This window comes from Stenotrophomonas sp. 22385 (assembly GCF_052045085.1).
In the GTDB taxonomy this organism is placed as follows: Bacteria; Pseudomonadota; Gammaproteobacteria; order Xanthomonadales; family Xanthomonadaceae; genus Stenotrophomonas.
The window spans coordinates 153,663-178,982 of record NZ_JBQEOG010000005.1 but is presented as its reverse complement, the minus strand read 5'-3'; the positions used below and the strand labels follow the sequence as shown (position 1 = coordinate 178,982).

Genomic DNA, 25,320 nt, shown 5'->3' with positions numbered 1-25,320 from the left:
ACCAGCCGTCATGCCTAAATTTTTCATTGAACACCCGGTATTCGCCTGGGTGGTCGCGATCCTGATCTCGCTTGCGGGCGTGATCTCGATCCTCGGTCTGGGTGTGGAGTCCTACCCCAGCATCGCACCGCCCCAGGTGACGGTGAGCGCCACCTACCCCGGCGCCAGCGCCGATACCACCGAAAAGTCGGTCACCCAGGTGATCGAGCAGCAGCTGACCGGTATCGATCACCTGCTGTACTTCAGCTCTTCATCGGCCTCCAACGGCCGCGCGACCATCACCCTGACGTTCGAAACCGGTACCGACGCGGACATCGCCCAGGTGCAGGTGCAGAACAAGGTATCGCTGGCCACGCCCCGCCTGCCCACCGAGGTGACCCAGCAGGGCGTGGTGGTGGCCAAGGCCAACGCCGGCTTCCTCATGGTGGTGGCGCTGCAGTCTGACAGCGAGGCGATCACCCGCGATGCGCTCAACGACATCGTCGGTTCGCGTGTCCTCGACCAGATCTCGCGCATTCCCGGCGTGGGCAGCACCCAGCAGTTCGGTTCCGAGTACGCCATGAACATCTGGCTCAACCCGGAACGCATGCAGGGCTTCAACCTCTCCGCCAGCCAGGTGCTGGCGGCGATCAAGGCCCAGAACGTGCAGTTCGCGGCCGGCTCGCTGGGTTCGGATCCGTCCCCGGCCGGGCATTACTTCACGGCCACGGTGTCGGCGGAAGGCCGCTTCAGCTCGCCCGAGCAGTTCGAGAACATCATCCTGCGCGCCAACGCGGATGGCTCGCGCGTGCTGCTCAAGGACGTAGCCCGCATCGCCTTTGGCGCCAACAACTACGGCTTTGACACCCAGTACAACGGCAAGCCGACCGGTGCCTTCGCGATCCAGCTGCTGCCGGGCGCCAATGCCCTGAACGTGGCCAATGCGGTCACTGCGAAGATGGACGAACTGGAGTCCACCTTCCCGACCGGGGTGAGCTGGTTCTCCCCGTACGACAGCACCACGTTCGTGAAGATCTCGATCGAGGAAGTGGTCAAGACCCTGATCGAAGCGATCGTGCTGGTCTTCCTGGTGATGCTGATCTTCCTGCAGAACTTCCGCGCCACCCTGATCCCGACGCTGGTCATCCCGGTCGCCCTGCTGGGCACTTTCCTGGGCATGAGCATCATCGGCTTCACCATCAACCAGCTGACTCTGTTTGCGATGGTGCTGGCGATCGGCATCGTGGTCGATGACGCCATCGTGGTCATCGAGAATGTCGAACGCATCATGACCGAGGAGAAGCTGCCGCCGAAGGCTGCCACCCAGAAGGCCATGACCCAGATCACCGGCGCGGTTGTGGCCATCACCGTCGTGCTGGCGGCGGTGTTCATTCCGTCGGCACTGCAGGGCGGTGCGGCAGGTGAGATCTACAAGCAGTTCGCGCTGACCATCGCCATCGCAATGGCGTTCTCGGCGTTCCTGGCGCTGGGCTTCACCCCGGCGCTGTGCGCGACCTTCCTGAAGGCCACGCATGGCGAGCCAAACGTGGTGTACCGCACCTTCAACAAGTACTACGACAAGGTCAGCAACACGTACGTGGGCCACATCACCTCGGCGGTGAAGCATGCGCCGCGCTGGATGATCCTGTTCGTGGTGCTGACCGTGCTGTGCGGCTTCCTGTTCACCCGCATGCCGGGCAGCTTCCTGCCGGAAGAAGACCAGGGCTATGCGCTGGCGATCGTGCAGCTGCCGCCGGGCTCTACGAAGGCGCAGACCAACGCGACCTTCGCGCAGATGCGCGGCATCCTGGAAAAGCAGGATGGCTTCGAAGGCATGCTGCAGGTGGCAGGTTTCAGCTTCGTCGGTTCGGGCGAAAACGTGGGCATGGGCTTCATCCGCCTCAAGCCCTGGGCAGACCGTGACATCACGGTTCCCGAGTTCATCCAGAACATGAACGGCGCGTTCTACGGGATCAAGGAAGCACAGATCTTCGTGGTCAACCTGCCTACCGTGCAGGGCCTGGGCCAGTTCGGCGGCTTCGACATGTGGCTGCAGGACCGCGGCGGTGCCGGCTTCGAACAGCTGACGCAGGCGCGCAACATCCTGCTGGGCAAGGCGGCCGAGGAGAAGGACCTGCTCACCGGCGTACGCCCGAACGGGCTGGAAAACGCGCCGCAGCTGCAGCTGCACGTAGACCGCGTGCAGGCGCAGACGATGGGCCTGTCAGTGTCGGACGTGTACAGCACGATCCAGCTGATGCTGGCACCGGTGTACGTGAACGACTTCTTCTACCAGGGCCGCATCAAGCGCGTGACCATGCAGGCCGATGGTCCGTTCCGCACCGGTGCGGAGTCGTTGAACAGCTTCTACACGCCCAGTTCGCTGCAGACCAACGCGGACGGTACGCCGGCGATGATTCCGCTGAGCACGGTGGTGAAGTCCGAATGGGTGTCGGCACCGCCGTCGCTGAGCCGCTACAACGGCTATTCGGCGATCAACATCGTCGGTTCGCAGGCCCCGGGCCGCAGCTCGGGCGAGGCGATGCAGGCGATGGAACGGATCGTGCAGGATGACCTGCCAGCGGGCTTCGGCTACGACTGGTCGGGCATGTCCTATCAGGAAATCCTGGCGGGCAACGCCGCCACGCTGCTGCTGGTGCTGTCGATCGTGGTGGTGTTCCTGTGCCTTGCGGCGCTGTATGAAAGCTGGTCGATCCCGGTGGCAGTGCTGCTGGTGGTGCCGTTGGGCGTGCTGGGTGCGCTGGCGTTCTCGCTCGCCCGGGGCCTGCCCAACGATCTGTACTTCAAGATCGGCCTGATCACGGTGATCGGCCTGGCGGCGAAGAATGCGATCCTGATCGTGGAATTCGCGGTGGAGCAGCGTGCAGCGGGCAAGAACCTGCGCGAGGCGACCATCGAGGCCTCGCGCCTGCGCTTCCGCCCGATCCTGATGACCTCGTTTGCGTTCATCATGGGCGTGATCCCGATGGCGATCTCGACCGGTGCCGGCGCCAACGCGCGTCACGCCATCGGTACGGGCGTGATCGGCGGCATGGTGTTCGCCACGTTCCTGGGCCTGCTGATGATCCCGGTGTTCTTCGTGGTGGTCCGCCGCATGCTGGGCGACAAGCTGGACGAACCGTCCAAGGAGTTCCTGGAACGCCAGGGCGAAGCCAACGCGGCGCATCGTCCGGATCGTTGATCCATGTTTGACTGAAACGCAAAAGGCCCCGGAGCGATCCGGGGCCTTTTTTCTCTACGGTTGCAGGCTTGCCGTGTCGCCGGGCGTTGCCCGGCTGCTGATGCATTTGTGCGAACAGCGCGTGGCTGAGACGATCTCTGGCCAGGCGGGTCGGTGCGGGTTTGTGGGGGACGCCGCCGCCGGCCCCAGCCAGGCACGTTCGCAGTGCAGGGCTGTTCGCCCAGATGCATGAAGCTACCGGGCGCAGCCCGGTACCCCCGTACACCATGCAATCGCACCCCCCAAACGCAGTCGGGGCCCCAAAAGGACCCCGACTGCGTTGCTCTGCGCTGCGAAGATCCGCCTCAGCGCAGGCCGGTCTCGTTGCGGGCGATGACCAGGCGCTGGATTTCCGAGGTGCCTTCGTAGATCTCGGTGATCTTGGCATCGCGGAAGTAACGCTCCAGCGGCATTTCCTTGGAGTAGCCCATGCCGCCGTGGATCTGCACGGCCTGGTGGGTGATCCACATCGCCGCTTCCGAGGCGGTCAGCTTGGCAATGGCCGCTTCGTTGCTGAAGCGCTTGCCCTGGCCCTTGACCCATGCCGCGCGCAGGGTCAGCAGCAGCGCCGCGTCGAGCTTGCACTTCATGTCGGCGATCTTCGCCTGGGTCATCTGGAACGTGCCGATCGCCGCGCCGAAGGCCTTGCGGTCCTTAACGTATTCGATCGTGGCCTCGTAGGCCGCGCGCGCGATGCCGATGGCCTGCGACGCGATGCCGATGCGGCCGGCATCCAGCACGCCCATGGCAATCTTGAAGCCCTCGCCTTCCTTGCCCACCACATCTTCCGCCGTCGCCACGTAATCCTGGAACTCGATCTCGCAGGTCGCCGAGGCGCGGATGCCCAGCTTCGGCTCGGTCTTGCCGCGGTGGAAGCCGGCCTTGTCCGTGTCGATCATGAACGCGGTGATGCCACGCGCGCCCTGGTCCGGGTCAGTCATGGCGAACAGCACGATGTACTTGGCCACCGGGCCGGAGGTGATCCAGCTCTTCTTGCCGTTGATCACATAGGTGCCGTCGGCCTGCTTGACCGCGCGGCAACGCATGGCGGTGGCGTCCGAACCGGACTGCGGCTCGGTCAGCGCGAACGCGCCGATGGCCTCGCCCTCGGCGATGGCGCGCACGTACTTCTGCTTCTGCGCTTCGCTGCCATGGGTCAGGATGCCGTTGCAGAACAGCGAATTGTTGACCGACATGATGGTCGAATGCGCGGCGTCGCCCGCGGCAACCTCCACCATTGCCAGCACGTAGGCAATCGGGTCCATGCCCGCGCCGCCGTACTCGGCCGGCACTTCAATGCCCATCAGGCCGTTTTCGCCCAGCAGGCGGATGTTGTCCAGCGGGAACTCGCCGGTACGGTCATGGTGCTCGGCGCTCGGCGCGATCTTTTCCTGCGCGATGCGGCGCGCAACGTCCTGCAGCATCAGCTGCTCTTCGGTGAAGCTGAAATCCACGAAACCCTCCCAGGAACATGTCGATATGGCCGCGCTGGGCGCGTCCAGGTGCGGCGATTGTACCGGGGGCCACCCAATCCGGGCTGACTTGACCGCGACGGCGCCAAAGGACGAAAATATCTCTATATCGCGATAGGTAGATATTTATGGATCTCGAGGACTGGTCGGTCCGGCTGAAAGTGTTCGCCGACGCCACCCGCGTGCGCCTGCTGGCGCTGCTGGAGCAGGAAGAACTCACCGTGGCCGAACTGTCGGCCATCACCACCCTGGCCCAGCCAAGGGTGTCGACCCACCTCGCCCGGCTCAAGGAAGCCGGCCTGGTACGCGACCGGCGCGCGGGTGTGTCGGCCTACTACCGCTTCGACGATGCCGCGCTGGACCCGGCCCAGCGCGCATTGTGGCATGCCCTGAGCACCGGCAGCGACGACCCGCTGCTGCGCCAGGATGCTGAACGCGTGGCAAGCGTGATGGCCAGCCGCGCCGCCGACCAGAACTGGGCAGACAGCGTGGCCGGGGACATGGAGCGCCATTACTCGCCCGGCCGCACCTGGGAAGCACTTGCCCGCACCGCGCTGCCGCTGCTGGAAACCGGTGACGTGCTCGATATCGCCTCCGGCGATGGCGTACTGGCGGAACTGGTGGCCCCGCATGCCAAGCGCTACGTCTGTATCGACACCAGCGCCCGCGTAGTAGCTGCCGCCAGCGAGCGCCTGCGCCGGCTGGCCAACGTGGAAGTGCGCGAGGGTGACATGCATGCCCTGCCCTTCAAGGACCGCAGCTTCGACCTGGTGGTGCTGATGCACGCGCTGACCTACGCCGCCAAGCCGGCCCAGGCGGTGGCCGAAGGCGCGCGCGTGCTGCGCTCCGGCGGCCGCCTGCTGCTGTGCAGCCTGGCCCGCCACGAGCACAAGGCCGCCGTCGAGGCCTATGGCCACGTCAACCTGGGTTTCTCGGACAAGGAACTGCGCCGGTTCGCCGAGAAAGCCGGGCTGGTGGTGTCCAGCCTGGAAACGGTGACCCGCGAAAAGCGGCCGCCGCATTTTGAAGTCATCTCGCTGATTGCCAGCAAGCCCTGAGGTCACGTTCCGATGCCCCTGCCCTGGCTGCACCCTGATCGCGTCCGCGCCCTGGAAGATGCGCTGGCGCAGCGCATCCTGATCATCGACGGTGCGATGGGCACCATGATCCAGCGCCATGGACTGCAGGAAAGCGACTACCGTGGTGAGCGCTTTGCCGGCGGGTTCGATAGTGCTCACCGGCCCGGCTGTGGGCACGACGCGGCTGCCGCGACGCCGGAAAGCCATGACCTGAAGGGCAACAACGACCTGCTGCTGTTGACTCGTCCTGAAGTGATCGCGGAGATCCACACGGCCTATCTGATGGCGGGGGCCGACCTGATCGAAACCAACACCTTCAACGCGACGTCGGTGAGCCAGGCGGACTACCACCTCGAACACCTGGTGTACGAATTGAACAAAGCGGGCGCTGCGGTAGCGCGCGCGTGCTGTGATGCGGTCGAGGCGACTACCCCGGACAAACCACGCTTCGTGATCGGGGTGCTGGGGCCCACCAGCCGCACCGCCTCGATCAGCCCGGACGTGAACGATCCCGGTTTCCGCAACACCAGCTTCGATGCGCTGCGCGAGACCTACCGCGAGGCCATCGATGGCCTGATCGACGGCGGCGCCGACACCCTGATGGTGGAAACCATCTTCGACACGCTCAATGCCAAGGCCGCGCTGTTCGCCATCGAAGAAGCGTTCGATGCGCGCGGCGCGCGCCTGCCGATCATGATCTCCGGCACCATCACCGATGCCTCCGGGCGCACCCTGTCCGGACAGACCGCCGAAGCGTTCTACGCATCGGTAGCGCACAGCCGGCCGCTGTCGGTGGGACTGAACTGCGCGCTGGGCGCCAGCGACATGCGCCCGCACGTGGAAACGCTCTCCATCGTGGCCGACTGCCGGGTCAGCGCGCACCCCAATGCCGGCCTGCCCAACGCGTTCGGCGAGTACGATGAAACCCCCGAGGAAATGGCCACCACGCTGCGTGAGTTCGCCAGCGCCGGCCTGCTCAACCTGGTCGGCGGCTGCTGTGGCACCTCGCCGGCGCACATCCAGGCCATTGCCGAGGCCGTGGCCGACCTGCCGCCGAGGGCCGTGCGATGAGCGGGCCCGTGCACACCCGCCTGTCAGGGCTGGAACCGCTGGTCATCACCCCGGACCTGCTGTTCGTCAACATCGGCGAGCGCACCAACGTCACCGGCAGCGCGCAGTTCCGCAAGCTGGTCAAGGAGGAGCGCTACGAAGAAGCAGTGGAAGTGGCCCGCCAGCAGGTCGCCAGCGGCGCGCAGATCCTCGATGTGAACATGGACGAGGGCCTGATCGATTCCGAGAAGGCGATGACCCGCTATCTCAACCTGATCATGTCCGAGCCGGATATCGCGCGCATCCCGGTGATGGTCGATTCGTCCAAGTGGAGCGTGATCGAGGCGGGGCTGAAGTGCCTGCAGGGCAAGAGTGTGGTCAATTCGATCTCGCTCAAGGAAGGCGAGGCGCTGTTCATCGAACACGCGCGCAAGGTGCTGCGCTACGGGGCGGCCGCCGTGGTGATGGCGTTCGATGAGCAGGGCCAGGCCGACACCTGCGCGCGCAAGGTGGAAATCTGCACCCGTGCCTACCGGATCCTGGTGGACCAGGTCGGCTTCCCGCCCCAGGACATCATCTTCGACCCGAACATCTTCGCCGTGGCCACCGGCATCGAGGAGCACGACAACTACGCGGTTGACTTCATCGAAGCCACCCGCATCATCAAGCGCACGCTGCCGCATTGCCATGTATCCGGTGGCGTATCCAACGTGTCGTTCTCGTTCCGTGGCAACGAAACGGTGCGCCAGGCCATCCACGCGGTGTTCCTGTATCACGCCATCGCCGCAGGCATGGACATGGGCATCGTCAACGCCGGCGCGATGCCGATCTATGACGACCTGGATGCCGAACTCCGCGAGCGCGTGGAGGACGTGATCCTCAACCGCCGTGCCGATGGCACCGAGCGCCTGCTGGAGATCGCCGAACGGTACAAGGGCAGGAAGGGCGAGACCAGGGGGGAAGACCTGGCCTGGCGCGAAAAGCCGATCGACGCGCGCCTGGCGCATGCGCTCGTGCACGGCCTGGATGCCTGGGTCGAAGCCGATACCGAGGAAGCGCGGATCCGCTCCAGCCGCCCGCTGGATGTGATCGAAGGGCCTCTGATGGACGGCATGAACGTGGTCGGCGACCTGTTCGGCGCCGGCAAGATGTTCCTGCCGCAGGTGGTGAAATCCGCACGCGTGATGAAGAAGGCCGTAGCCTATCTGCTGCCCTTCATCGAAGCCGAGAAGGCGCGCAGCGGCGATACCGCCAAGAGCAATGGCAAGATCATCATGGCCACGGTGAAGGGCGACGTGCATGACATCGGCAAGAACATCGTCGGCGTGGTCCTGGCCTGCAACAACTTCGAGGTGATCGACCTCGGCGTGATGGTGCCGGCGCAGAAGATCCTGGACGCAGCCCGTGCCGAGAACGCCGACATCATCGGCCTGTCGGGGTTGATCACGCCGTCGCTGGAAGAGATGAGCCACGTGGCGCGTGAGATGGAACGGCAGGGCTTCACCCTGCCGCTGATGATCGGCGGCGCCACCACGTCGCGGGCGCACACCGCGCTGAAGATCGACCCGCATTACAAGGCACCCACGGTGTGGGTCAAGGACGCCTCGCGCGCGGTGGGCGTGGCCCAGTCGCTGATCTCCAGCGAGCTGCGCGATGCCTTCGTGGCCGCCAATGAGGCCGACTATGCCGATATCCGCCAACGCCACCGTAACCGCGGCGACGCCAAGCGGCTGGTGACGCTGGCCAAGGCCCGCGCGCAGCGTTTCGACGGCAACTGGGCGCAATACCGGCCCCCGGCCCCACGCAAGCCCGGCCTGCACGTGCTGGACGACTATCCGCTGGCCGACCTGGTCGAGCTGATCGACTGGACCCCGTTCTTCCAGGCCTGGGAACTGGCCGGCAAGTACCCGGCCATCCTCACCGACGAGATCGTGGGGGTCCAGGCCAGCGAGCTGTACCGCGATGCACGCGCGATGCTCCGCCGCATTGTCGACGAGCGCTGGTTGACCGCCAAGGCGGTGTTCGGGCTGTGGCCGGCCAACAGCGTCGGCGACGATGTGCACCTCACCACCGATGACGGCCCGGCCGTGCTGCACTTCCTGCGCCAGCAGGTGGACAAACCGGTGGAGCGCCCGGACTTCTGCCTGGCCGATTTCATCGCACCTGCCGACAGCGGCCAACAGGACTGGATCGGCGCGTTCGCAGTCACCGCCGGCATCGGCATCGACCCGCACGTGGCCCGCTTTGAAGCCGACCATGACGACTACAACGCAATCCTGCTCAAGGCGTTGGCTGACCGCCTGGCCGAAGCCCTGGCCGAACGCCTGCACCAGCAGGTGCGCACCGACTACTGGGGCTATCAGCCGGACGAAACCTTGGACAACGAAGCGCTGATCGCCGAACAGTACAGCGGCATCCGCCCGGCACCGGGCTACCCCGCCTGCCCGGAGCACAGCGAGAAGGCCACGTTGTTCCGCCTCCTCGATGCGGAGAACAACGCGGACATGCAGCTGACCGAGAGCTTTGCGATGCTGCCGACGGCGGCGGTTTCCGGCTATTACTTCAGCCACCCGCAGAGCCAGTATTTCGTGGTCGGACGCGTCACCCGCGAGCAGGTCAGCGACTATGCCAAGCGAAAAGGCGTGGACCGCGCGCAGGTGGAGCGCTGGCTGGCTTCCAACCTCGACTACGATCCGGAATGATCCGCACCACCCGACCAGCGGTCGGGTGCTACCCTGCTGCCCCTTCGGCAGGTACCGAGCGTTGATCGGTACATCCTTCGAGACCTGGCATGACCCCGCTGCTCCGCGACCCTGTCCCGGTCGCCCGCCTCTCCAGCTTCTACCTGTTCTACTACGCCGCCCTGGGTGCATTCACCCCGTACTGGTCGCTGTTCCTGACCGCGCGCGGGATGAGTGTGACCGGCATAAGCGTGATGATGGGCATCTGGTACGCCACCCGTATCGTGGCACCCACGACGTGGACATCCATTGCCGCCGCCTCGCCGCACCCGATCCGCTGGCTGCGCGTGGGCAGCGTGTTGACCCTGCTCACCTTCTGCGCGTTCCTGCTGCCACTGCCACAGCCGTGGATGTACCCGGCCATGGTGGTGTTCTGCTTCTTCTACAACGCGGTGATGCCGCAGTTCGAGTCGATCACCCTTACGCACCTAGGCAACGACAGCCACCGCTATGGACTGATCCGGGTGTGGGGCTCACTGGGCTTCATCGCGGTGGTGATGGGCTTTGGCTGGCTCATTGAAGGAAAGGGCGGCGCCGGCAATGCGCAGCTGTTGCCGTGGCTGATGCTGCCGTTGTTTGCCCTGCTGGTGGGGTCTGCATTTGCCAACCACTACGCCCGCGACCTGCATCGGGCCGGCGCTGATGCCAGCGGCTTCTGGAAGATCGTGCGCAAGCCGCAGGTGCTGGCGTTCTTCCTCGCCGCATTCATGGAGCAGCTGTCGTTCGGGCCGTACTACACGTTCTTTTCGGTCTACATGGACCACCACGGCTATGCCACCTCGACGCTGGGGCTGCTGTGGACGATCGGCGTGGTGTTCGAGGTCGGCGTGTTCTTCACCATCGGCCGCTTCTTCCGCCGTTACGACGCCAGCTGGATGCTGCTGATCGCATTGGTCAGTTCGACCCTGCGCTGGACGGTCACCGCACTGTTCCCCGACCACCTCGGGGTGATGCTGGTGGCGCAGACCGCGCATGCGCTGGGCTTTGCCGCCTTCTTCGCAGCGGCCATGCAGATGCTGGCGACCTACTTCCCAGGCCGCCTCAACGGGCACGGCCAGGGGCTGCTGTATGGGTTCTCGTCAGGCGTCGGCGGCGTGCTCGGCGCGCTGATCGCCGGCCAGCTGTGGAACATCGACCAGGGCCGCACCGCGTTCCTGACCGGTGCAGGGTTCGCCTTCGCCGGCGCACTGCTGTGCTTCTTCGCAATCAGCCTGCCGTTGCTGCGGAAACCGGGTACGCCAGGCCGCCAGTAGGGCCGCACCCCGATCGACTGCCGATGGCGGCAGTCGTTCAGGAACCTGCCCTACCGCTCCGCTTGCAGGTGGCTGCGGAAATCGGGCAGCAACACCCGGTTGCCATACCCGCTCAGGTGATCGGCGTCGAAATACAACGGTCTGCCATCCTCGTCGGGCTGGCACACCTCGCCCGGACACAACGTCGGCAGCGGATCCCACACGCTTGCACCCGGCAGCGCGGCGGCGACCTGGCGCAGGCTGTCCAGGACCGGCGCTCGCATCGCTTCCACCTCCGCTCGCGGAATCTGCATGCCATTGATGCAGATGGGGTTGTGCCGGTTGAACGCATCCGAGCAGCGGTACGGCGGCGCCGGCAGTACGGGCTTGGGTGCTTCCAGCACGATCCGCACGCCGCGCTCGGCCAACGGGCGAAGCTGTTCGATTGCCGCTACGACCTCCGCCGCGCGACCCTCCACCGCTGCCGGGCTGGCGAGATCGGCGCTGACCTGCGCGGCATCGAACAGCTGATACTGCTCGGCCAGGCGTGGAATGCGCAGCCCGGGCAGGAACAGCACGTCACCGGCCCGCGCGGTGGCCTGGATGTCCTCCAGCACGTTGCGGGTGTACACCCCGCAGGCCGGGTTTGGCCCACGCCAGGCCTGCATGCCAGCGAGCGCGCAGCCGCCGCTGCCATACAGACGCACCTGCCCGCCGTCCTGGACCACCTTGCGGCGCAGCAGCTCGTTGTAAACCAGCGCGTGCGAATCACCGGCCACGAACAGCACCTGGGCCGCGCCGCTGCCACCCGGGCAGTCGCCCCGCTGCAGCAGGCGTGCCTGGCCGCCCACCACCGGGATGCTCGATTCCACCACGCGGCAATCGGGCACTTCCTTCTTCAGCCCTTTCGCATATGGATACCAGTCAAGTGGATGGCGGCTGACCGTACTGAAGGAAATGTGCCGCTGGTGTTTGACCAGCACCGACTGCAGGCCCGCGCCCAGCACCAGCACCAGCAGCCCGAGCAGCACCCACCGCCCGTTGGTGCGCGGGCCGCGTGCGCCATGCCGCAGGGGTTGCTCCACCCAGCGCCAGGAAAGCCAGGCCAACGCGAACACCAGTGCCACTGCAGTAGCACCTTCCAACGCCGTTTCCAGCCCCACCGTCCAGCGGAACAGCACGAATACCGGCCAGTGCCACAGGTACAGCGAATACGACAGCCTGCCGACCCACACCATCGGCGGGCTGGCCAGCGCGCGGGCGGTCCAGCCCTGCCGGTGCCGCTGCAGCAGTCCCAGCAGCATCAGCGTGGACGCCACCGGCCACAGTCCGTCCGGCCACGGCGAATGTCCGGGTCGCGCGGCCCACAGCCCGTAGCCCAGCACGGACACTGCCAGCAACAACAGCGGCGAACGCCACGACAGTCCCCGCGCCACTGGCACCGCATCGAAACGGCCTGCCAGGGTCATGACCTGGTAGAGCAGCACACCGGCACCGAGCTGCCAGAAACGGGTGGTAGTGATGTAGAAGGACTGGATCTCCTGCCCACCCTGCCCGGCAAGCCGCAGCGCGTATGCCAACGAGGCGACGGTGGCCACGGCGATCAGCCCCAGCGACACCGCGCGTCCCCGCCCGCCGCGTGACCACGCCAGGAACAGCAGCGGGAACAGCAGGTAAAACTGCTCCTCAACGCCCAGCGACCAGGTGTGGGTGTAAGGGTTGAATTCGGTGCGTGGCGAGAAGTAGTCGTTGCCCGTAGCGGCCAGCACCCAGTTGCTCAGTCCAAAGAAGGCGCGGCGACCGGTCTTGTCGCTGGTCTCGCTGAGCCAGGATTCGGGAATGAAGAACGCACTGAGCAGCGCGGTGATGAGCAGGCAGACCACCAGCGCCGGCACGATGCGGCGGATGCGGCGTGCGTAGAAGCGCAGCAGGCCCTGCCAACCGCCGAGCGCCGGCAGGCGATCAACCGAGGCGCTCACCACAAAGCCGGAAATCACGAAAAACACATCCACACCGGTGAAACCACCGGGCAGCCAGCTCGCCTTGAGGTGGTACAGGATCACCGACAACACCGCGACGGCACGCAGGCCGTCGATGTGCGGGACGTAGGTATGTCGAGACTGGCGTTCCTGCATGCACGCTCCGTTGCCCGATGAGCCGCTGCGCGGAACGCCGGTGTGTTTTACGTCTGCCGCACGACCAACGGTCGTGCGCTGCCGCGTTGTTGCATCCCGCCGGGTGTCCGATGGCGCAAATGCCGCCCGGTAGGTATCGACCGTTGCTCGATACCCGCGTTACCAGACCAGGTCGTCAGGCACCTGGTAGGCCGGATCGGCGTACGGGTCGTCTTCAGCCGGTGCGTTGGGGTCCACGCGCAGCGCCACGGCCGGGGCGAAGATGGCTTCGGCCTCGTCCAGCACCGCCGCCGTTACCAGCAGGTAGCGCCCGGTGCTCTGTACCACGCCCAGTTCACCGGCGTTGAGCTGGCGAAGCTGCTCGGCGGTGACGTAGATGCGCTTGATCTTGCCGCCGTACGGGAAGTGCCGCGCGATGTCGGCCGCTTCATCGTTGAGCGCCTTGTCCTTGAGCAGCTCGTCGAGCTTGACCTTGGCTTCGCGGCGCACACGCGCCTCTTCCTGCTTCAGGCGCTCGGCTTCGATGCGGTCGTCCTTTTCCTTCTGCGCGCGGATCGCGTAGGCCTTGGCCAGGTCGATATCCTCGCGCGAGCGCGGCTTGGCCTGTCCGGGGTTCTGACGTGCGTTGCCGCCGGGGCGGCCCTTGCCCTGCGGGCCACGGCGGGCATCGCCCTCGCGCGGCGGGCGCTGGCCGTCGCGCGGCCCACGTGCGCCCTCGCCGGCCTTGGCTGGTGGTCGGGCGCCCTGCGGCGCGTTGGAGGGCCGGCCATCACGGCGGGCGTCGGGCTTGCGTTCGGGCTTGGGCGCGGCTTTGAAGCCAAGGCCCAGCAGCTGGTCGCGGAGGGTATCGCTCATGACGTTGGGTCGATCAATAGTGCGGGGGCGGCGGTTCTTCGCCCGAATCGGAATACAGCGCGTTGCGGACCTTGCCCAGGTCCTCCAGCAGCAGACGGGTCAGATCCGCGTTGCGGCTGCCCTCGATGCGGGCATCGGCCAGGGCTTCGCTCAGCTCGGCCAATGCCTGTTCCTGGAAGGACACGCGCATCTCAAGTTCGACCAGGCGCGCTTCCAGCGCCTGCTCACGCGCGGTGGGGGTTGAGTCATGCATGCAGCGAACGTCCCCGGCCAATGCCGTAGTAGGCCAGGCCCGCAGCTTCGATCTCCTGCGGGTCGTACAGGTTGCGGCCGTCGAATACGACGGCATCTTTCAGCGTTTCGCGCAGGTGGACGAAATCCGGGCTGCGGAACTGCTTCCATTCGGTGACCACCACCAGCGCATCGGCGCCCTCCAGCGCCGCATTGGCGCTGTCGCAGAACACCAGGTCGTCGCGCTCGCCGAAAATCCGGCGGGCCTCGTCGGTGGCTTCCGGGTCGTACGCGCGGACCCTGGCACCGCCTTCCCACAGCTGCGCCAGCAGGCGGCGGCTGGAGGCTTCGCGCATGTCATCGGTGTTGGGCTTGAAGGCCAGGCCCCACACCGCGAAGGTGCGGCCGCGCACGCCCTCATCCTCGCCACGGTCGTAGTGGCGCTGGATCAGCTGGAACAGATGGCCCTTCTGCGCATCGTTGACGGCTTCCACCGCATTGAGCAGTCTGGGCTCGTGGCCGTACTGCTGCGCGGTGCGGGCAAGCGCCTGAACGTCCTTGGGGAAACACGAGCCGCCATAACCGGCGCCCGGGTAGATGAAATGCCAGCCAATGCGCGGATCCGACCCGATGCCCTGGCGGACCTGTTCGACATCGGCGCCGACTTTTTCAGCGATGTTGGCGATCTCGTTCATGAACGAGATCTTGGTTGCCAGCATGGCGTTGGCGGCGTACTTGGTCAGCTCGGCCGAGCGCACGTCCATTTCCACCACGCGGTCATGGTTGCGATTGAACGGCGCATACAGACGACGCATCAAGGCCACCGACTCGGCGTTGGCCGCACCGATCACGATACGGTCCGGCCGCATGCAGTCGGCCACCGCGTCGCCTTCCTTCAGGAATTCGGGGTTGGAGACCACATCGAACGCGATCTCCTCGCCGCGCTCGGCCAAGGCCTGGGCGATGGCGGCACGCACCTTGTCGGCCGTGCCTACCGGCACGGTCGACTTGTTCACGACCACGGTCGGCACACGCATGTGCCGGCCAATGGTGCGGGCCACGGCCAGCACGTACTGCAGGTCGGCACTGCCGTCCTCGTCCGGTGGCGTGCCGACGGCAATGAAGATCACCTGGCCATGCGCGATGGCAGCAGCGGCGTCGGTGGTGAAGGCCAGCCGCGAGGCGGCATGGTTGGCCTTGACCATCGGCTCCAGGCCCGGCTCGTAGATCGGGATGACCCCGTTGTTGAGGCCATCGACCTTGGCCTGGTCGATATCGACACAGACCACCTGGTGGCCGACGTCGGCCAGGCAGGTACCCGTGACCAGACCGACGTAGCCGGTACCGAAGATTGAGACGCGCATGTCCGTGGTGACTCCAGTTCCGTTTTACGGAGCAATGCCCAGCAGTTCGACGTCGAAGCTCAGCGTCGCGTTCGGACCGATCGGACCGCCCGGCGTGCCCTGCTCGCCATAGGCCAGCTCGCCCGGAATCCAGAAGCGGTACTTGGAACCCACCGGCATCAGCTGCACGCCTTCCGACCAGCCCTTGACCACCTGGTCCAGGCCGAATTCGATCGGCTGGCCGCGCTGGTAGCTGCTGTCGAAGACAGTGCCGTCGAGCAGCTTGCCTTCGTAGTTCACCTTCACCTTGCTGGTGGCGAACGGGCGTTCGCCCGAACCGGCGCGGATCACCTGGTACTGCAGGCCCGACGCGGTGGTGACCACGCCCGGCTGGGTCTTGTTCTTGGCCAGGAAATCATTGCCGGCGCGGCGGTTGGTCTCGCCCTGGGCGGCAGCCTTGGCCTGCATTTCGGCCTGCTGGGCGGCCATGAAGCCTTCCATGGTGGACTGGGCCTGTTCGGCGGTCATCTTCGGGGTGCCCTTGGCGAACGCGGTCTGCACCGCGTCGAACAGCGCATCCAGGTCCACCTGGTCCTTCAGCGGCGCCAGCGACGGGCCCACCGCGTAGCTGCCCAGCATCAGGCCGACCTTTTCACGGTCCACCTTCGGCGGCTCGGTGCCCGGGGCCATGCCCTGGACCGGCTGCCCGGCCTTGACGGCCATGGCCATCCGCAGCGCCTGGTCGGTCTTCTGCGCTTCGTCCTGGGTGATCAGCGGCTGCTTGCCTTCGAAGGCGTTGGTCACCGCACGACGCAGGGCGGCCAGGTCGATCTGGTCGGCGATCGGCTCGAACGACTTGGCCACGTCCATACCAATGGCGTAGCCGACTTTTTCACGCTGGGAGGTCAAAGCAGAAGTCTCCTTGGCGGCCGCGCCTGCGGCCGGTTGTTGCGACATCACGGTACCGGTGGCACCCATCGCCAGAATCAGAACCGACGCCGCGGCGCCGCGCATTCCCATCTTCATTTGCTGCTTTCCTGGAAGTGACTGGACGCCGACGTCGGCGCGAAAGCGATCATTGTCGCACGCACGTGCGAGATGTCGAGGATGTCAGCGTCTGGCAGGCGCCACAGACAGCTCGCGTTCGATGGCCGCGACCAGTTCCTTGTCGTCAGGCTTGACCTTGCTGGGGAACTGCGCCACCACCCGACCATCGCGCGACAGCAGGTATTTGTGGAAATTCCAGCCCGGTGCCACACCGGTGGCGGCGGCCAGCCGCTGGTACAGCGGCGTGGCTGCGGCGCCGGTGACCTGCACCTTCTGGAACATCGGGAACTTCACGCCATAAGTAAGCGTGCAGAACTCCTGGATCTGGGCCTCGCTGCCGGGCTCCTGGCCCTTGAAGTCATTGGAGGGGAAGCCCAGCACCGAGAAGCCGCGCGCGGCGTACCGGGTCTGCAGGCCTTCCAGCGCCTCGTACTGCGGGGTGAACCCGCACTTGCTGGCGGTATTGACCACCAGCAGCACCTTGCCGCCGTACTGCTTCTCCAGGTTCACCTCGGTCTTGCCAGCCAATGGGCGGTAGTTGAGGTCCAGCAGATCGGCGGCGCAGGCGGAACCGGCGCCCAGCAGACCGACCAGCAGCAGCAGCCCAGTGCCCCAGCGGCGGGCGCGCGCCCGGGTGGCATGGAACGGGGAGATCGCGCGGTGGGACTGGGGCATTGGAAACTCCGGTAAAGAGGCTGGAAAACCCTGTTCTGCAGGGGCAGGCGGACTATATCACCGGGGGTTTTCCGCGGGCGTTGAGAGCGTGCCGACCAACGGTCGGCATCTACCGGGGTTCGATTTGCTGGCGATTGACGCACACGGCCATCACGCCGCTGAATGCTGGCGGACCGGACCGGCCTCTCTGACCCGATATTGATTCCTTTAGTATCAATGCGTTGGGCTACGCAGTCCGGTCCTGTCATGCCCCCTGCCATCAGTTGGGGTATGTCGGGTATTGCACTCGGCTGTGCCGGTGTTATAGTTGCATACAACACCAGTCACCTGATGCAGGGGAAGCCCATGAACCGCATGCGCCACCACTCCGCCAAAGCCCTGACAGCTGCGTCCGCGCTGCTGTTGCTTGGCTGGTTCAGCATCCCCGCCGGTGACCGTGGCAGCGAGACCGCCACCGGTGCGTTTGAAGGCCCGCAGGACGCAGGCGTGATCCAGGCAGGGAACGCCGACGGCGCCCCCACGCCCCCCCGCCGGCTGCACAGCTCCCTGTCCATGCCTTACTTCTCATTCGCACAGTCGCTGAACCCACGGAGCTGACCATGAGCGATATCCAATGGAGCGATGGTGCTCCGATCTACCGTCAGCTGAAAGAACGCGTCATCGCCATGATGCTCGACGGCATCATCAAGCCGGGCGACGCGCTGCCTTCGGTTCGACAGGTGGCCGCCGAGTACCAGCTCAATCCCATTACCGTTTCGCGCGCCTACCAGGAACTGGCCGATGAAGGCCTGGTCGAGAAGCGCCGCGGGCTGGGCATGTTCATGACCGAAGAAGCGGCCACGCAGCTGCGCAGCAGCGAGCGCGACCGCTTCCTCAACGAAGAATGGCCGCTGGTCCTGGAGCGCATCCAGCGCCTGGGCCTGCACCTCGACGATTTGCTGCCCCAGGGGAAGTCCTCATGAATGCCGTTGCCAGTGATGTTGTCATTTCCGCTCGTGGCCTGCGCAAGGCCTACAAATCCACGCTCGCGCTGGACAACACCAGCTTCACCATCGCCCCGGGCCGGATCACCGGCCTGATCGGCCCCAATGGGGCGGGCAAGACCACCCTGCTCAAGGCGCTGCTGGGCTTGACCCAGGTCGAGGGCGAACTGAGCGTGCTGGGCCTGGACCCGACCGTGCAGCGCAATGCACTCATGAATGATGTGTGCTTCATTGCCGACGTGGCGGTGTTGCCGCGCTGGATGAAGGTGCGCGAAGCGATCGACTTTGTCGCCGGAGTCCACCCACGTTTCGACCGCGCCCGCTGCGAACGCTTCCTGGCCTCCACCAAGCTGCAGCCGCGCCAGCGCGTGCGCGAACTGTCCAAGGGCATGATCGTGCAGCTGCACCTGGCCCTGGTGATGGCCATCGATGCCAAGGTGCTGGTGCTGGACGAGCCCACCCTGGGCCTGGACATCCTGTACCGCAAGGAGTTCTACCAGCGCCTGCTGGAAGACTATTTCGACGAACAGAAGACGATCATCGTGACCACCCACCAGGTGGAAGAGATCGAACACATTCTCACCGACGTGATGTTCATCCGCGACGGCCGCATCGTGCTCACCACCGACATGGAGGACGTCGGTGAGCGCTATACCGAAGCACTGGTATCGGCCGAAACGCTGGAGGCGGCGCGTGCGCTCAAGCCGATCGACGAGCGCAGCCTGCCGTTCGGCAAGACCGTGCTGCTGTTCGACGGGGTGCCGCGCGCCCAGCTCACGCCGCTTGGCGAAATCCGCAGCCCGGGGCTGGCGGATCTGTTCGTGGCCATCATGAAGGGAACCTACGCATGAACACCGTCCACTTCCACCCCATCAGCAAGGCCAGCACCTTCAAGTGGCTGCTCAAGCGCGAGTACTGGGAAAACCGCGGCGGGTTCCTGTGGGCCCCGCTGATCGCCGGCGCCATCTCGCTGGTGATGAGCCTGATCGGCATCCTGCTCGGCCTGTGGGGCCTGCGCCGGGCCGCACAGAGCGGCGACCTGCACATCGACAACACCGACATCAACATCAACGGGCTGGACCTGAAGCTGCTGACCGCCCACATGGATGCCAAGGGCATGGCCGAGCTGGGCAATGCGCTGGACGCCACCCTGGTGCTGAGCTCGCTGTGGCCGTTCGTGGTGCTGGCGTTCGTGGTGTTCTTCTACTGCCTGGGTGCGCTGTACGACGACCGCCGCGACCGCAGCATCCTGTTCTGGAAGTCGCTGCCGCTGTCGGACACCCAGACCGTGCTGTCCAAGGCGCTCAGTGCGCTGCTGGTGGCCCCGGTCATCGCGGTGATCGCGTCGGTACTGACCATGTTCGGCTTCATGGCGATTCTCTCGGTCGTCGTGCTGACCCACGGCGGCAATCCGCTGACCCTGATCTGGGGCCCCGCCAGTCCGCTGGCCTTCGTGGCCAGTCACCTGTCCTGGCTGCCGGTGTACCTGCTGTGGGCGCTGCCGACCGTGGGCTGGCTGCTGATGTGGTCGGCCTGGGCCAAGTCCAAGCCGTTCCTGTGGGCGGTGATGCTGCCACTGTTCGCCGGCATCATCGTCAGCACCACGCGCATCATGACCCTGTTCGACATGACAAGCGGCTGGTTCTGGCAGCACATCGTGGGTCGCCTGCTGCTGGGCACGCTGCCGGGCAGTGACCTGTTCTACCGCACCGACCAGCTGCAATCGGTGATGCGCGACAGCGACAACGTGGCCGCGGCGCTGTCGCCGGCCAGCCAGCTGGCCGCGCTGGCCCTGCCCGAGCTCTGGATCGGCGCGGTTGCCGGTGTCGTGTTCATCATCATCGCCATCCGCCTGCGCCGCCGCGCCGGCGAAATCTGACCCTGACGTCGTCGAGGAATTCCGCCATGATCCGCACCCTAGCCGTTGCTTCCCTGCTGTTGCTGCCGCTGACTGCACTGGCCGATGAGCCCCAGTGCAAATTCAATGCCCCGCGCGATCTCAAGCTCGACGTGGCCGGGGCCAAGGCGATCGTGTTCGAGGTCAACCAGCATGACCTGGTACTGCAGGCCGGTCCCGGCGCTGCCCAGCTCGGCGGACGTGCCTGCGCTTCGAATGCAGACTGGCTGCCACAGCTGACCGTGACCCAGCAGAAGGTCGGCGACAAGCTGGTGGTGAAGCTGCAGCGCGAGAACCAGGGGCTGAGCTGGAACATGAGCGGCAACAGCTACGCCTACCTGGACCTGCGCGGCACCCTCCCGGACAACGTGCTGGTGCAGATGAAGGTCGGTTCCGGCGATGCCAGCGTGACCGGAGCGCATTCGCTCAGTGCCGACGTCGGCTCGGGTGACATCAAGCTGCGCGAGATCAAGGGGCTGGTGACCGCCGCGATCGGCTCGGGCGATGTCGAGCTCGATGGTGCCGGTGGGCTGAACCTGCTGTCGGTCGGTTCGGGCGACTTCAACGCCCGCAACCTGCGGGGCAAAGCCACGGTCGGCACGATCGGTTCGGGCGATCTGACCCTGGATGGCGTCGCGGGCAACGTCGACATCAAGACGGTCGGTTCCGGCGACGTGGACCTGCGCCAGGTCAAAGGCAGTGTAAGTCTGGGCAACATCGGCTCGGGCGACTTTGAAGCCGACGGCGTCGGTGGCAGCGTCACGGTCGAACGACATGGCTCGGGGGATGTGACGGTGCGTGATGTGAGCGGTGACCTGACCGTCGCCAACAGCGGCAGCGGCGATATCACCCACAGAGGCGTCGGCGGCAAGGTCCAGCTGCCGCGCGGCAAATAACGGAGGCCTGACCATGAACCTGCGACTGCTGCTGCCCACCCTGCTGCTGTGCCTGCCGTTGGCGGCCTGCAACAACACCGATTCGAACCGGACCGATCCCTCCACCGGCAAGCCGGTGGTGGATGCCGATTCGATTGGAAAGAAGGTCAAGGACGCTACCGACAAGGCGCGGGTGGAAATCGCCCAGGGCAACATCAAGATTTCCAACGACCAGAACGACAAGGCCGAGATCACGCCGCAGGGAGACCTGCTGATCAACGGCAAGGCGGTCACCATCGATGCCCAGCAGCGGGCGCTGCTGCTGGACTACCGCAAGCAGGTGGAAACGCTGGCGGGCGCAGGCATGGACATCGGCGTGGCCGGTGCCAGCCTGGGCGTGAAGGCCGCCGGCGAGGCCCTGCGCGGCGTGTTCTCCGGCGACACCCAGGGCATCGAGGAGCGGGTGAACGCCGAAGCGGCCAAGATCGAAGCCAGCGCCAAGCAGCTGTGCGAGCTGCTGCCGACGATGATGGCCAAGCAGCACGCGCTGGCGGCGGCGCTGCCGGCGTTCCAGCCCTACGCCACCATGGACCAGAGCGACATCGACGACTGCCACAGCTGAGCCAGCGGCACCTGCGACATCCGGTCGCAGTCAGACCCGCTGCACGGGGGGAGGGCTACACTAGCCCTCCCCTTTTTTGTGCACTGCCGGCCATGAAGAAGCTGTACCTCCTGCTGTTGGCCCTGTTCTGCCTTGCCGCCACCGGCTGCGACCAGGAATACCGCAACCACCGCGCCGAGCGCGGCAAGCCGAAGATCACCGTCAGCGACGGCATGCTCACCGTGCGTCGCGCGCCGGCGCCGAACATCATCGTGCTGCCCAACGGCCACATGAAGATCGACGAGATCGAAATTCCGCTCGACGACAGCCAGCACGCGCTGCTGCAGCAGATGTTCGGCCAGCTGCAGGTGCTGCGCCAGAACACCCTCACCGATGCCCCGTACGACCCGGACAAGCGCGCGGTGAAGATCCAGGTACCGCCGGGCATGCAGCCGATCCCGCCGGACCTGGTCGCGCGTATTCCGCAGTTCAAGGATTACACCGAGACGTTCGACAATTTGATGGCGGATCGGCGCTGATCTCGAACGTCAACGTCAACGTCAAAGGCCGAAGCCTTGGTCTGCACGTGTCTCTGGCTTGGGCCGGCGGGGGACACGCCATGCGTGTCTGCCGTTTACATCCGCACACGACCCACTGTCCGGGGCGGTCGGCGGGCAGCCTCCGTAGGAACTGTCAAAAACATGGATGTTTTTGCCAAGCCTACATGGATGTATTTACGGCGTGTCCCGTAGGGGGCTGCCCGACGGCCGCCCCACTCGCAGAGATGGAAACGCTGCTTTTCGCTCTTAGCTTTCAGCCACCACCACCACCACCGGCATGAATGCCGCCAGCAGTAAGCGCCGCAGGATCCAGCAACCGGCGCAGCTCGGCTTCGGACAACCCGCTGTCTTCCTTGGCCACATCCAGCACCGGCCGCTGCTCCTTGTACGCGCGCTTGGCGATTGCCGCGGCCTTTTCGTACCCGATGATCGGGTTCAACGCCGTCACCAGGATCGGGTTGCGGCCCAGCGCCTCGCGTACGCGGTCTTCGCGCACCTTCAGCCCCGCGATGGCCGTGTCGGCCAGCAACCGCGAGATGTTGGAGAGCAGACCGATGCCATCCAGCAGGTTCGCCGCGATCAGCGGCAGCGTCACGTTCAACTGGAAGTTGCCCGTCTGCCCCGCCACCGTGATCGCCGTGTGGTGCCCGATCACCTGCGCGCACACCATCACCGTTGCTTCCGGAATCACCGGATTGACCTTGCCCGGCATGATCGAACTCCCCGGCTGCAGCGCCGGCAGCTCGATCTCTCCCAGGCCCGCCAGCGGACCGGCATTCATCCAGCGCAGGTCGTTGGCGATCTTGATCAGCGCCACTGCCAGCGCATTGAGCTGCCCCGACAGTTCCACCGCATCATCCTGCGCCGCAAGACCTTCGAACTTGTTTTCCGCGCTGTCAAAGCGCACCCCGGTCTGCTGCTTCAGGCGCTTGGCCACCCGCTCGCCGAAGCGCGGGTCCGCATTGATGCCGGTGCCGATCGCCGTGCCGCCCAGCGGCAGCCGGCGCAGCCGCTTCAGGCTGTCCTCCAGGCGTTCCTGCGCCGACGACAGCTGCGCCGACCATGCGCCGAATTCCTGTTCGAAGGTCAGCGGCATCGCATCCATCAAGTGCGTGCGCCCGGTCTTGACCACCTTGCGCAGCGCGCGGCCACGCTTGTCGATGGTCTTGCGCAGGTGCACCAGCGCCGGCAGCAGCTGCTCCTGCACGCCCAGCAGCGCCGATACCCGCAGCGCCGTCGGGATGACATCGTTGGAGCTCTGGCCCTGGTTGACGTGGTCGTTGGGGTGCACCGTGATCCTGCCCGCCTTGCCAGCACGGTTGGCCAGGGTTGCGATGACCTCGTTGGCATTCATGTTCGACGACGTGCCCGAGCCGGTCTGGTAGATATCGATCGGGAAGTGCGCGTCGTGGCGGCCTTCAGCCACCTCGTCTGCCGCAGCTTCGATCGCCTTGCCGACATTTTTCGGCAAGTGGCCCAGCTCGGCGTTGACCGCCGCCGCGGCCCCCTTCACCAGGCCCAGCGCCCGGATGAAACCGCGCGGCATGCGTTGGCCCGAGACCGGGAAGTTGTCCACCGCGCGCTGCGTCTGTGCGCCCCACAGCGCGTCTGCAGGGACCTGCAGTTCGCCCATGCTGTCGTGCTCGGTCCTGAAACCCTTGCTCATTGCATTACTCCGCGATTCTTTCAATTGGGAAAGGGAACGGCGGCTGGCAACGGGCCTTCATTCCCTGGCTGGCGGCTGCGGCCACGATACTCCCATGCGGGAGTGAATCCCAACCACAGCCCGCATCGGCTAGACTCGGAATTCGTGTTCATTCAGGCATCACCTCCGTCCATGGGCGACGACCCCCACTGTAGTTCGCGCCACGACCAACGGTATGCCCGGCCTTGCCGTGCCCCCCTTCGGGGCCGTCGCCATGCGACGTTACTCGCGGCTACGCCGCTCCTTTCGTGGCCTGCCTATATCTTCCGCCGGGGCCGGCCATGATCGTCGGCAACCTGCTGCTTCTGCTGCTGGCCTTGTTCCTGGTGGTGCTCAACGGCTTCTTCGTGGCCGCCGAGTTCGCCTTGGTCAAACTGCGCCACACCCAGGCCGTGGGGCTTGCGGCCCGGCACGGCTGGCGTGGCCGCCTGCTGCTCAACGTGCATTCGCACCTGGACGCCTACCTCTCGGCCTGCCAGCTGGGCATCACGCTGTCCTCGCTGGGCCTGGGCTGGGTCGGTGAGCCGGCGTTCGCGCACCTGCTGCAGCCGCTGTTCGATGCGCTCGGCATGGGCCCGGAAGGTGCACGCCTGACCGCCTTCATCATCGCCTTCAGCCTGATCTCGTTCCTGCACATCGTGTTGGGTGAGCTGGCACCGAAATCGATGGCGATCCGCAGGCCCGAAGCCATGTCGCTGTGGACCGCTGCACCGCTGTACCTGTTCTACTGGGCCATGTTCCCGGCGATATGGCTGCTCAACCACAGCGCCAATGCACTGCTGCGACTGGCCGGCTGGGGCGACGTGGAACACACCTCGCACCGCTATTCCCGCGAAGAGTTGAAGCTGATCGTCGCGCGCCAACAGCCCGGCGCCGGCGCGCCGGACCAGGACCTGACGCTGATGAGCCACGCACTCGAGCTGCCCGAACTGGTGGCCGGCGACCTGATGCGCCCGCGCGAACACATGCGCGTGTTCCGCCAGGGCATGAGCCTGGCCGCGGTCATGGCCGAATTCGCCGAAAGCCGCTACAGCCGCTACCCGTGGTTCGACGCCGATGGCGAAGAAGTACTGGGCATCCTGCACATGAAGGACCTGCTGGTGGAGATCGCCCGCGGCCAGCCCACCGACGACCTGCGCGCCCTGCTGCGCCCGGCCAACCTGATCGCGCTGGAAACCCCGGTCACCGCCGTGCTGGAACGCTTCCGCACCGGCACCACGCACATGGCCCTGTGCGTCGAGGAACATGGCCGCATCCTGGGCTATTTCACCCTGGAAGATCTGCTGGAGGTGGTGGTCGGCGATATCGAGGACGAGCATCCGCACGTGGTCAAGGACGCCCCCACCCGCGGCGCCGACGGCAGCCTGCTGGTGGCTGGCTCCACCTCCATCTTCCGCCTCGAACGCCTGCTGGGGCGTGACCTGGCCGCGCCCGAGCACCTCAATTCGGTGGGTGGGCTGATCGTGCACCAGCTGCAGCGCCTGCCCGAGGAAGGCGAGGACGTGCGCATCGATGGCCAGCTGTTCACCGTCAAGCGCATGGCCGGCCACCGGATCCAGGCGGTCACCGTACGGCTGGCGCCCGAAGAGGCCGACGACGACCCCGGGGCAGCGTAGAAT

Annotated in this window: 21 protein-coding genes; 13 read left to right on the top strand and 8 right to left on the bottom strand. The window is 65.9% G+C overall.

The genetic code is table 11. From position 1 onward, the window contains the following. Positions 1-10: 10 nt before the first annotated feature. A complete protein-coding gene (locus ACTJI4_RS10775; protein ID WP_392921601.1) occupies positions 11-3,181 on the top strand; it encodes a multidrug efflux RND transporter permease subunit in 3,171 nt (1,056 codons plus the stop codon). Positions 3,182-3,525: 344 nt separating this feature from the next. Here the strand turns inward: ACTJI4_RS10775 and ACTJI4_RS10770 are convergent, their stop codons facing one another. Further along, a complete protein-coding gene (locus tag ACTJI4_RS10770; RefSeq protein ID WP_392921598.1) occupies positions 3,526-4,674 on the bottom strand; it encodes an acyl-CoA dehydrogenase family protein in 1,149 nt (382 codons plus the stop codon). Between the two features lie 146 nt (positions 4,675-4,820). Between ACTJI4_RS10770 and ACTJI4_RS10765 the strand changes: the two genes are divergently transcribed. From ACTJI4_RS10765 to ACTJI4_RS10750, 4 genes are all read left to right on the top strand, one after another. Next, on the top strand, positions 4,821-5,750 hold the full coding sequence (locus tag ACTJI4_RS10765; RefSeq protein WP_392921595.1) for an ArsR/SmtB family transcription factor: 930 nt from the start codon (positions 4,821-4,823) through the stop codon (positions 5,748-5,750). A 12-nt stretch (positions 5,751-5,762) separates the two neighbouring features. Next, a complete protein-coding gene (locus ACTJI4_RS10760; protein ID WP_392921593.1) occupies positions 5,763-6,842 on the top strand; it encodes a homocysteine S-methyltransferase family protein in 1,080 nt (359 codons plus the stop codon). Continuing rightward, complete coding sequence (gene metH / locus ACTJI4_RS10755) at positions 6,839-9,523, top strand: methionine synthase (RefSeq protein ID WP_392921590.1); 2,685 nt, start codon at positions 6,839-6,841, stop codon at positions 9,521-9,523. Before ACTJI4_RS10760 ends, metH begins: the two co-directional genes overlap by 4 nt. Positions 9,524-9,612: 89 nt before the next feature. Continuing rightward, a complete protein-coding gene (locus tag ACTJI4_RS10750) occupies positions 9,613-10,815 on the top strand; it encodes an MFS transporter (protein WP_440869341.1) in 1,203 nt (400 codons plus the stop codon). A 50-nt stretch (positions 10,816-10,865) separates the two neighbouring features. Here ACTJI4_RS10750 and ACTJI4_RS10745 read toward each other — a convergent pair whose 3' ends face one another. The 6 genes from ACTJI4_RS10745 to ACTJI4_RS10720 all read right to left on the bottom strand — a co-directional run bounded on the left by ACTJI4_RS10745 (position 10,866) and on the right by ACTJI4_RS10720 (position 17,080). Further along, on the bottom strand, positions 10,866-12,929 hold the full coding sequence (locus tag ACTJI4_RS10745; RefSeq protein ID WP_440869340.1) for an acyltransferase family protein: 2,064 nt from the start codon (positions 12,927-12,929) through the stop codon (positions 10,866-10,868). A 159-nt stretch (positions 12,930-13,088) separates the two neighbouring features. Then, positions 13,089-13,784 carry a DUF2058 family protein gene (locus ACTJI4_RS10740; RefSeq protein WP_440869339.1) on the bottom strand — a complete coding sequence of 232 codons (696 nt, stop codon included), beginning with the start codon at positions 13,782-13,784 and terminating at the stop codon, positions 13,089-13,091. 13 nt (positions 13,785-13,797) lie between these two features. Then, positions 13,798-14,037, bottom strand: a complete 240-nt coding sequence (locus ACTJI4_RS10735) for a SlyX family protein (RefSeq protein ID WP_068852947.1) — start codon at positions 14,035-14,037, stop codon at positions 13,798-13,800. Next, a complete protein-coding gene (locus tag ACTJI4_RS10730) occupies positions 14,030-15,379 on the bottom strand; it encodes a UDP-glucose dehydrogenase family protein (protein ID WP_440869338.1) in 1,350 nt (449 codons plus the stop codon). The genes ACTJI4_RS10735 and ACTJI4_RS10730 overlap by 8 nt, the downstream gene beginning before the upstream one ends. 24 nt (positions 15,380-15,403) lie before the next feature. After that, positions 15,404-16,384: an FKBP-type peptidyl-prolyl cis-trans isomerase N-terminal domain-containing protein gene (locus ACTJI4_RS10725; protein ID WP_440869337.1), complete on the bottom strand. Its 981-nt coding sequence runs from the start codon at positions 16,382-16,384 to the stop codon at positions 15,404-15,406. Between the two features lie 84 nt (positions 16,385-16,468). Further along, complete coding sequence (locus ACTJI4_RS10720) at positions 16,469-17,080, bottom strand: glutathione peroxidase (protein ID WP_392921573.1); 612 nt, start codon at positions 17,078-17,080, stop codon at positions 16,469-16,471. 345 nt (positions 17,081-17,425) lie between these two features. On the opposite strand from ACTJI4_RS10720, the gene ACTJI4_RS10715 reads away from it, so the two are divergent. The 7 genes from ACTJI4_RS10715 to ACTJI4_RS10685 all read left to right on the top strand — a co-directional run bounded on the left by ACTJI4_RS10715 (position 17,426) and on the right by ACTJI4_RS10685 (position 21,975). Continuing rightward, entirely contained in the window at positions 17,426-17,677 is a 252-nt protein-coding gene (locus ACTJI4_RS10715) for a hypothetical protein (protein WP_392921571.1), read from the top strand. Between the two features lie 2 nt (positions 17,678-17,679). Beyond that, the gene (locus ACTJI4_RS10710) at positions 17,680-18,042 is read left to right on the top strand and encodes a GntR family transcriptional regulator (protein ID WP_392921568.1); all 363 of its coding nucleotides are present in this window, start codon (positions 17,680-17,682) and stop codon (positions 18,040-18,042) included. Further along, positions 18,039-18,914, top strand: coding sequence for an ABC transporter ATP-binding protein (locus tag ACTJI4_RS10705; protein ID WP_392921565.1), 876 nt, complete (start codon positions 18,039-18,041; stop codon positions 18,912-18,914). The genes ACTJI4_RS10710 and ACTJI4_RS10705 overlap by 4 nt, the downstream gene beginning before the upstream one ends. Next, complete coding sequence (locus ACTJI4_RS10700; RefSeq protein ID WP_392921562.1) at positions 18,911-19,942, top strand: ABC-2 transporter permease; 1,032 nt, start codon at positions 18,911-18,913, stop codon at positions 19,940-19,942. The genes ACTJI4_RS10705 and ACTJI4_RS10700 overlap by 4 nt, the downstream gene beginning before the upstream one ends. 26 nt (positions 19,943-19,968) lie before the next feature. Further along, positions 19,969-20,856: a GIN domain-containing protein gene (locus tag ACTJI4_RS10695; protein ID WP_392921559.1), complete on the top strand. Its 888-nt coding sequence runs from the start codon at positions 19,969-19,971 to the stop codon at positions 20,854-20,856. A 13-nt stretch (positions 20,857-20,869) separates the two neighbouring features. Further along, positions 20,870-21,457 carry a DUF2884 family protein gene (locus ACTJI4_RS10690; RefSeq protein WP_440869336.1) on the top strand — a complete coding sequence of 196 codons (588 nt, stop codon included), beginning with the start codon at positions 20,870-20,872 and terminating at the stop codon, positions 21,455-21,457. Between the two features lie 92 nt (positions 21,458-21,549). Further along, a complete protein-coding gene (locus ACTJI4_RS10685) occupies positions 21,550-21,975 on the top strand; it encodes a hypothetical protein (protein WP_440869335.1) in 426 nt (141 codons plus the stop codon). A 274-nt stretch (positions 21,976-22,249) separates the two neighbouring features. Here ACTJI4_RS10685 and ACTJI4_RS10680 read toward each other — a convergent pair whose 3' ends face one another. Further along, a complete protein-coding gene (locus ACTJI4_RS10680; RefSeq protein ID WP_392921550.1) occupies positions 22,250-23,662 on the bottom strand; it encodes a class II fumarate hydratase in 1,413 nt (470 codons plus the stop codon). A gap of 320 nt (positions 23,663-23,982) precedes the next feature. Here ACTJI4_RS10680 and ACTJI4_RS10675 point away from each other — a divergent pair, with 320 nt between their 5' ends. Continuing rightward, positions 23,983-25,317, top strand: coding sequence for a hemolysin family protein (locus ACTJI4_RS10675; protein ID WP_392921547.1), 1,335 nt, complete (start codon positions 23,983-23,985; stop codon positions 25,315-25,317). The last annotated feature ends 3 nt before the right edge of the window (positions 25,318-25,320 follow it).

Bases quoted from the DNA above. Each gene is read 5' to 3' on its own strand.
- ACTJI4_RS10715 (WP_392921571.1), top strand. From the start codon at position 17,426: ATGAACCGCATGCGCCACCACTCCGCCAAAGCCCTGACAGCTGCGTCC.
- ACTJI4_RS10680 (WP_392921550.1), bottom strand. From the start codon at position 23,662: ATGAGCAAGGGTTTCAGGACCGAGCACGACAGCATGGGCGAACTGCAG.
- ACTJI4_RS10765 (WP_392921595.1), top strand. From the start codon at position 4,821: ATGGATCTCGAGGACTGGTCGGTCCGGCTGAAAGTGTTCGCCGACGCC.
- ACTJI4_RS10725 (WP_440869337.1), bottom strand. From the start codon at position 16,384: ATGAAGATGGGAATGCGCGGCGCCGCGGCGTCGGTTCTGATTCTGGCG.
- ACTJI4_RS10695 (WP_392921559.1), top strand. From the start codon at position 19,969: ATGATCCGCACCCTAGCCGTTGCTTCCCTGCTGTTGCTGCCGCTGACT.
- ACTJI4_RS10690 (WP_440869336.1), top strand. From the start codon at position 20,870: ATGAACCTGCGACTGCTGCTGCCCACCCTGCTGCTGTGCCTGCCGTTG.
- ACTJI4_RS10730 (WP_440869338.1), bottom strand. From the start codon at position 15,379: ATGCGCGTCTCAATCTTCGGTACCGGCTACGTCGGTCTGGTCACGGGT.
- ACTJI4_RS10740 (WP_440869339.1), bottom strand. From the start codon at position 13,784: ATGAGCGATACCCTCCGCGACCAGCTGCTGGGCCTTGGCTTCAAAGCC.
- ACTJI4_RS10675 (WP_392921547.1), top strand. From the start codon at position 23,983: ATGATCGTCGGCAACCTGCTGCTTCTGCTGCTGGCCTTGTTCCTGGTG.
- metH (WP_392921590.1), top strand. From the start codon at position 6,839: ATGAGCGGGCCCGTGCACACCCGCCTGTCAGGGCTGGAACCGCTGGTC.
- ACTJI4_RS10710 (WP_392921568.1), top strand. From the start codon at position 17,680: ATGAGCGATATCCAATGGAGCGATGGTGCTCCGATCTACCGTCAGCTG.
- ACTJI4_RS10750 (WP_440869341.1), top strand. From the start codon at position 9,613: ATGACCCCGCTGCTCCGCGACCCTGTCCCGGTCGCCCGCCTCTCCAGC.
- ACTJI4_RS10700 (WP_392921562.1), top strand. From the start codon at position 18,911: ATGAACACCGTCCACTTCCACCCCATCAGCAAGGCCAGCACCTTCAAG.
- ACTJI4_RS10705 (WP_392921565.1), top strand. From the start codon at position 18,039: ATGAATGCCGTTGCCAGTGATGTTGTCATTTCCGCTCGTGGCCTGCGC.
- ACTJI4_RS10685 (WP_440869335.1), top strand. From the start codon at position 21,550: ATGAAGAAGCTGTACCTCCTGCTGTTGGCCCTGTTCTGCCTTGCCGCC.
- ACTJI4_RS10745 (WP_440869340.1), bottom strand. From the start codon at position 12,929: ATGCAGGAACGCCAGTCTCGACATACCTACGTCCCGCACATCGACGGC.
- ACTJI4_RS10775 (WP_392921601.1), top strand. From the start codon at position 11: ATGCCTAAATTTTTCATTGAACACCCGGTATTCGCCTGGGTGGTCGCG.
- ACTJI4_RS10760 (WP_392921593.1), top strand. From the start codon at position 5,763: ATGCCCCTGCCCTGGCTGCACCCTGATCGCGTCCGCGCCCTGGAAGAT.
- ACTJI4_RS10720 (WP_392921573.1), bottom strand. From the start codon at position 17,080: ATGCCCCAGTCCCACCGCGCGATCTCCCCGTTCCATGCCACCCGGGCG.
- ACTJI4_RS10735 (WP_068852947.1), bottom strand. From the start codon at position 14,037: ATGCATGACTCAACCCCCACCGCGCGTGAGCAGGCGCTGGAAGCGCGC.